The organism is Tepidimonas ignava (genome assembly GCF_004342625.1).
GTDB lineage: Bacteria > Pseudomonadota > Gammaproteobacteria > Burkholderiales > Burkholderiaceae_C > Tepidimonas > Tepidimonas ignava.
The window spans coordinates 110,238-117,048 of record NZ_SMAH01000010.1; the positions used below are offsets into that span (position 1 = coordinate 110,238).

General features: G+C 64.4%; 5 protein-coding genes. 4 read left to right on the top strand and 1 reads right to left on the bottom strand.

The features are described from left to right. The first annotated feature begins 11 nt into the window (after nt 1–11). From EDC36_RS09020 to EDC36_RS09035, 4 genes are all read left to right on the top strand, one after another. Nucleotides 12–2,423 carry a 3-hydroxyacyl-CoA dehydrogenase/enoyl-CoA hydratase family protein gene (locus EDC36_RS09020; RefSeq protein ID WP_132962923.1) on the top strand — a complete coding sequence of 804 codons (2,412 nt, stop codon included), beginning with the start codon at nt 12–14 and terminating at the stop codon, nt 2,421–2,423. 22 nt (nt 2,424–2,445) lie between these two features. Beyond that, nucleotides 2,446–3,681, top strand: a complete 1,236-nt coding sequence (locus EDC36_RS09025) for an acetyl-CoA C-acyltransferase (protein WP_132962924.1) — start codon at nt 2,446–2,448, stop codon at nt 3,679–3,681. A 26-nt stretch (nt 3,682–3,707) separates the two neighbouring features. Next, nucleotides 3,708–4,481: an enoyl-CoA hydratase gene (locus tag EDC36_RS09030; protein WP_243646542.1), complete on the top strand. Its 774-nt coding sequence runs from the start codon at nt 3,708–3,710 to the stop codon at nt 4,479–4,481. Nucleotides 4,482–4,606: 125 nt separating this feature from the next. Beyond that, nucleotides 4,607–5,095 carry a thioesterase family protein gene (locus EDC36_RS09035; protein ID WP_132962925.1) on the top strand — a complete coding sequence of 163 codons (489 nt, stop codon included), beginning with the start codon at nt 4,607–4,609 and terminating at the stop codon, nt 5,093–5,095. Here the strand turns inward: EDC36_RS09035 and EDC36_RS09040 are convergent. Further along, nucleotides 5,057–6,319: an O-antigen ligase family protein gene (locus tag EDC36_RS09040; protein ID WP_132962926.1), complete on the bottom strand. Its 1,263-nt coding sequence runs from the start codon at nt 6,317–6,319 to the stop codon at nt 5,057–5,059. The genes EDC36_RS09035 and EDC36_RS09040 overlap by 39 nt on opposite strands. Between the last annotated feature and the right edge of the window lie 492 nt (nt 6,320–6,811).

The following is a 6,811-nucleotide window of genomic DNA, read 5'->3' on the forward strand; positions in this document are numbered from 1 at the left end:
GAATGCCATCCATGTCCAAATTCCAAGTTCGCCGTGTCGCGGTGCTGGGCGCGGGCGTGATGGGCGCGCAAATCGCGGCCCACCTCGTCAACGTCCGTGTGCCGGTGGTGTTGTTCGATCTGCCCAAAGAGGGCGGCGACAAAAGCGCCATCGCCCGCCAAGCCATCGCCAACCTGAAAAAACTCAAGCCCAGCCCGCTGGGGGTGGCCGACGAGGCTGAGCTGATCCAGCCCGCCAACTACGACGAGCACCTGGGCCTGCTGGCCGAGTGCGACCTGGTGATCGAGGCCATCGCCGAGCGCATGGACTGGAAGCACCAGCTGTACGCCCGCATCGCCCCGCACCTGGGCCAACACACCATCCTGGCCACCAACACCTCGGGCCTGTCGATCCGGCAGCTTGCCGAGCCGTTGCCCGACGGCCTGCGGGCGCGCTTTTGCGGCATCCACTTTTTCAACCCGCCGCGCTACATGCCGCTGGTGGAGCTGATCGCCACCCCGGCCACGCGCCCCGAGGTGCTGGACCAGCTCGAGGCGTTTGTCACCACGACGCTGGGCAAAAACGTCGTGCGCGCCAAGGACACGCCCAACTTCATCGCCAACCGCATCGGCATCGCCGGCATGCTGTCCACGATGGTGGAGGCCGAACGCTACGGCCTGACGTTCGACATCGTCGACGACCTGACCGGCAAGCGCCTGGGGCGTGCCTCCAGCGGGACGTTCCGCACCGCCGACGTGGTGGGGCTTGACACGCTGGCGCACGTGATTCGCACGATGCAAACCCAGCTCAACCCCGAGCTGGACCCGTTTTACGACACCTTCGCCACGCCCAAGGTGCTGCAGGCCCTGCTGGACAAGGGGCACCTGGGCCAAAAGACCAAGGCGGGCTTTTACAAAAAGGTTGGGCGCGACGTGCTGCGCTTCGACCTGGCCAGCGGCGAGTACGTGCCCGCGGGCGCCAAGGCCGACGAGGTGTACGGGCGCATGCTCAAAAAGCCCGCGCCCGAGCGGCTGCGCCTGTTGCGCAACGCCGAAGGGCCGCAGGGGCGCTTCCTGTGGGCCATCCTGCGCAACAGCTTCCACTATGCGGCGCTGCACCTGCAGTCGATCGCCGAGACGGCGCGTGACGTCGACCAGGCCATGCGCTGGGGCTTTGGCATGAGCCAGGGGCCGTTCGAGCTGTGGCAGGAAGCCGGCTGGCTGGACGTGGCCCGCATGGTGCAAGACGACATCGACGCCGGCCGGGCGCTGTGCCGCGTCCCGCTGCCGGCCTGGGTCTTCGAGGGGCCGGTGGCCGAACGCGGCGGTGTGCACCAGCCCGAAGGGTCGTGGAACCCGAGCACCGGCCGCTTCGAGCCGCCGCGCACGCTGCCCGTGCACGCGCGCCAGCTCTACCGCGAGCGTGTGCTGGGCGAGGCCGGTCCCGACTGGCGCACCGACGGCACCACCGTCTACGAAGACGACGCCATACGCCTGTGGACGCTGCCGCGCGCGGGCCTGGACGATGTGCTGATCGCCAGCCTCAAGACCAAAATGCACGCCATCAGCCCGGCGGTGGTCGAAGGGTTGGACCGCGCGGTGAACGAGGCCGAAGCCCGCTTCGGCGGCCTGGTGGTGTGGTCGGGTGATGAGCCGTTTTCGGTCGGGGCCGACCTGCAAGCCACGCTGCCGGCGTTTGCCGCCATGGGGGTGCAGGCCATCGAGTCGGTCGAAGCCGAAATGCAGCGCGTGATGCTGCGCCTGCGCTACGCTCAGGTGCCCACGGTGGCGGCGGTACGCGGCATGGCGCTGGGCGGCGGCTGCGAGCTGGCCGTGCACTGCGCGCGGCGCGTGGCGCACATGGAAAGCTACATGGGTTTGGTGGAAGTGGGCGTGGGCTTGATCCCCGGCGCCGGTGGGCTGACCTACATCGCGCGCCGCGCCGCCGAAAACGCCCGCTTGTCGACGGGCACCGACCTGTTGCCGTTCTTGACCGAGGGCTTCAAGGCCGCCGCGATGGCCACGGTGGGCACCAGCGCCTTGGAAAGCCGCAAGCTGGGCTACTTGCTGGACAGCGACATCGTGGTGCCGCACCGCGACGAGCTGCTGTACGTGGCGCTGCGCACCGCGCAGGCGATGCGCGAAGCCGGCTACCGCCCCCCGCTGCCGCGGCTGTTCCCAGTGGCGGGCCGCAGCGGCAAGGCCACGATCCTGGGGCAACTGGTCAACATGCGCGATGGTGGCTTCATCACCGCCTACGACTTCGAAATCGCGCAACGCATCGCCCATGTGGTCACCGGCGGTGACGTCGACCCAGGCACGTTGGTCAACGAGCAGTACCTGATGAAGCTGGAGCGCGAGGCGTTTTGCGCGCTCATCGTGCAGCCCAAGACGCAGCAGCGCATCATGGCCTTGCTCAACGACGGCAAGCCGCTGCGCAACTGAACCGGATGCGGAGAAAACGAGCATGAAATCCCTCAGAGACGCCTACATCGTGGCGGCCACGCGCACGCCGATTGGCAAGTCGCACAAAGGCTACTTTCGCCAGACCCGCCCGGACGACCTGCTGGCGCACGTGCTGCGCGCGGCGCTGCGCCAGGTGCCGGGGCTGGATCCCGCGGCCATCGAAGACGTGATTTGCGGCTGCGCCATCCCCGAGGCGCAGCAGGGCCTCAACGTCGCGCGTGTCGGCGCCGTGCTGGCCGGCTTGCCCAAGAGCGTGGGTGGCATCACCGTCAACCGTTTTTGCGCCTCGGGCCTCAGCGCCGTGCAAATGGCCGCCGACCGCATCCGCGTGGGCGAGGCCGATGTGATGATCGCCGCCGGCGTCGAGAGCATGAGCATGGTGCCGATGATGGGCAACACGCCCAGCCTGTCGCCCAGCATCTTCGCCAACCTCGACAACGTCGAGGACTACGGTATCGCCTACGGCATGGGCCTGACCGCCGAAAAGGTCGCTCAGCAGTGGAAGGTGTCGCGCCAGGCGCAGGATGCGTTTGCTCTGCAGTCGCACCAGCGTGCCATCCGCGCGCAACAGGCCGGCGAGTTCGCCGACGAAATCACCCCGGTGGACGTGGTCGAGCGCACGCTGGACCTAGACAGCGGCGAGGTGCGCACCACCACGCGCACCGTCACGCTGGACGAGGGCCCGCGCGCCGACACCAACTTGGAAGCGCTCGCCAAGCTCAAGCCCGTCTTTGCCACGCCGTGGCGCGCCGACCGCACGCCCACGGGGCTGGGCACGGTGACGGCCGGCAACAGCTCGCAAACCTCCGATGGCGCCGGTGCCCTGATCCTGGCCAGCGAGGACGCCGTCAAGCGCTTTGGCCTGCAGCCGCTGGCGCGCTTTGTCAGTTACGCCAGCCGTGGGGTGCCGCCGCACATCATGGGCATCGGTCCGATCGAAGCCATCCCCGCCGCGCTCAAGGCCGCCGGCCTCAAGCAAGACGACCTGGACTGGATCGAGCTCAACGAAGCGTTCGCCGCGCAGTCGCTGGCGGTGATCAACCAGCTTGGCCTGGATCCCGCCAAGGTCAACCCGATGGGCGGCGCCATCGCGCTGGGCCACCCGCTGGGGGCCACCGGCGCCATCCGCTCGGCCACCGTCGTGCACGCGCTGCGCCGCCACCAGTTGCGCTACGGCATGGTGACCATGTGCGTCGGCATGGGGCAGGGGGCGGCCGGCATTTTCGAGCGGGTATGATGCCCGCGACCACCGGAGGCGACACCGTGACCGCAACCCAAGACATCCTGCAGCACACCGAGGGCGGTGTGCTGACCCTGACCCTCAACCGCCCGCAACGCAAAAACGCGCTGACCAGCGCCATGTACGCCACCCTGGCCGAAGCGCTGGACCGCGCCGCCAACGACGCCGCCGTGCGGGTGGTCGTGATCCAGGGGCAAGAGGCCATGTTCAGCGCCGGCAACGACATCGAGGAGTTTCTCCACCAACCGCCGGCGGGCACGGACAGCCCCGTGTTTCGCTTTCTGCGGGCGATTGCGACCTTCCCCAAGCCCCTGCTGGCGGCGGTGTGCGGACCCGCCGTTGGCATCGGGACGACGATGTTGTTCCACTGCGACTTGGTCTACGCGGGCGACAACGCGGCGTTTTCGATGCCGTTTGTCAACTTGGGGCTGTGCGCCGAAGGCGCGTCGAGCCTGATCGCGCCGCAGATGTTTGGCTACCACCGCGCGGCCGAGGCGCTGCTGCTGGGCGAGCCCATCTACGCCGAGGCGGCGCTGGAGGTGGGCCTGGTCAACAAGGTGTTGCCGCCCCACGAGACCAACGGCTACACCCAGCAGGTGGCGCGCAAACTGGCCGCCAAACCGCTGACGTCGCTGGTCGAAACCAAGCGCCTGATGAAGGGCGCGCAGCAAGCCGCGGTGCTGCAGCGCATGGCCGAAGAAGGCGCCATCTTTGGGCGCATGCTGCGTGAACCGGCGGCCAAAGAGGCCTTTGCCGCCTTTTTGGAAAAGCGCACCCCCGACTTCAGCCGCCTTTGAGCGGCGGGGCGCGCAGGCCGACATTTGGTCGGACGGGCTCACTCCGGGGCCGCCGTCCACGTCCGTCGTGGGCGGCGGCCTTTGCCCAGGTGCCCGATAATCGTTCCCCGAAAGGTGGTCCCACGATGACACGTGACGCTTCCCCTGACCCCGCGATCGCCTTCGAGCCCGAGTTCATCGCCGGCGTGCGGGAGATATTTGAAGACAAAATCGTCTTCAACCGGGTGCTCGGCCTGCGGATCACCGAAATCGCCCCGCACCAAGTGCGCGCGCGCATCGACATGCGTCCCGAGCTGGTGGGACACTACGCCTACCACCGCATCCACGGCGGCGTCATCAGCGCCGGCCTGGACGCGATGGGGGGGCTGGCGGTGATGGCCGCCATCGGCGCACGCCACATGGACGAGCCGCCGGCGCAACGGCTGCATCGCTTCGCCAAGCTGGGTACCATCGACCTGCGCATCGACTACCTGCGCCCCGGCATCGGCGCCACGTTCGAGCTGCACGCGGAAACGCTGCGCTTGGGCTCGCGTGTCGCTTCCACCCGCATGTCCTTCTTGGGGGCAGACGGTAAGTTACTCGCGACAGGGTCGGGAGTGTACATCGTATCCTGAGGATGATGGCAGCCGGGTACACACCGCCATTATCCAGGTCAAGGCCATGCCCATCACAGCATCGCGGAACGGTGCATTGACAGCGGCTGTAATAATCACCGATATCGTAACAACAAAACCCAACCCCCCCCAGTGGTCGTTGTTCTTCCAGTTGACATAGAGGAACGCACCAAGCAGGCCGACAAGCGCCAACAGGCCTGGAATCCCATTCTCCATGCCTGCCAGCAGGTAGTCATTGTGGGGGTTGTTCAGTCCAGCAACTTCCGGTGCGTCGCGAGCTTTTTCTCGCCAATGTTCGAGCCACGATCCCGTGCCGGTCCCAGTGAGCGGATTGTTTAGCATCTGAGTAGTGGCTTCCAACATCATGCGCGCACGGGCGCTGGTCGAGCCAATGTAGTTTCCATTTTCCAAAAATGATTGAATTTCGTTGATGGCGTCATGCGACCTTGAACGCACGGTGTCAGACCCGACCCATACCGCTAAACCCAGTGCCATCGACAGCGCGACCGCAATTGATATGCCCTTGGGGTGTCTATAGCGATAAATAAGCGCGGCCAAGGGGAGTGCCAGCAGGATAAGGTATGCGTTTCGAGAAATGGAGTGTAGTGCAACTGTGCATGCCGAAACCAGCCAGAATACGAGATAGAGAAGTTGAATCTTGCGCCCTTTTGCGATGAACATCAGCCAGAATGCCATCCCGCTCACCGTCGCCAGCATGATCATTTTCTGACTGCTAGCATTACCATCGCTATGTAGCAGATGGTAGAAAGGACTGGCAAGTGGCAAGTCGATAATGACGCGATGTATAATAATAATTATAAGTGCAAGCGAGGATCCTGTGAAAAGGCCCTTTAAGACCCACTCCCGTTGCATCTGGAAGACAATCAGACCAATTGCTATCACAAGTCCCGAGCGATAGGCGTGAAAAATTCTGGTTGCGGTCTGTTCATGAGGGCCATGAATAAAGATCGATGCGGTTGCCAATAGGGCTGGCAAGAATATGAGAATTATTATTTTATGGCGCAGTGGTTTATATTTTTGGGGATCGCCGGGGATAATAATTGTTGCGATTGCAAATGCTATCCATGTCAAATAGACAAGGCCAATCGGGAGAAAGGCAGCGAAGCCGCTTAGAAAAGCAAGGGCCTTCAGCCAGGTGCTGGCCGGCGGATTTAAATAGGCGTCACCAGGCATCGTCTTAACTGTTATATCCCGGGTGGTCATACGGCATCGTCTGTCACAGCATCGGACATCGGCGGCGCCGGGCTTTCATGGTCTGTTCATTCATGTGTCCTTTTAGGACAGCTCGGCACCGACGACGATTGTACAGGTTGATGTAAGCACATCAGGGTTCGGTGCAGGACCTTGCTAACCAGCAAGAAGGTGGTTTTACAGGACCTCGTCAAGGCGGCCGTTGAGGCTTCCGAGTGCAACTTTGGTCTGCCGCCGCTGCGGGGAGGCTGGGCCGGCGCTCCATGCTTCATTGGCGCATACAGCTCATTCAAGGGTACTGGCCAGTGGGGAGCGCTTACCGTCGGTGAAAAAGTGTTTCTTGAAGACCGTGCCATCGTGGTTCCGACGCAGCGTTTTATCATAACAGCGTTGTGTGCGGCAGATGCTGGGTAGTCGTCCCTGAAAAATTCATTTTCACGCCGCCCGCAGCCGCAGCAGCGGCGGGTTGGCGACGCGAGTCTCGGTTGGCCGCAGCCGGACGAG

What these genes read in the sequence shown, in the direction of transcription:
- EDC36_RS09020 (WP_132962923.1), top strand. Translation starts at nt 12, where the DNA reads ATGTCCAAATTCCAAGTTCGCCGTGTCGCGGTGCTGGGCGCGGGCGTG.
- EDC36_RS09025 (WP_132962924.1), top strand. Translation starts at nt 2,446, where the DNA reads ATGAAATCCCTCAGAGACGCCTACATCGTGGCGGCCACGCGCACGCCG.
- EDC36_RS09035 (WP_132962925.1), top strand. Translation starts at nt 4,607, where the DNA reads ATGACACGTGACGCTTCCCCTGACCCCGCGATCGCCTTCGAGCCCGAG.
- EDC36_RS09040 (WP_132962926.1), bottom strand. Translation starts at nt 6,319, where the DNA reads ATGACCACCCGGGATATAACAGTTAAGACGATGCCTGGTGACGCCTAT.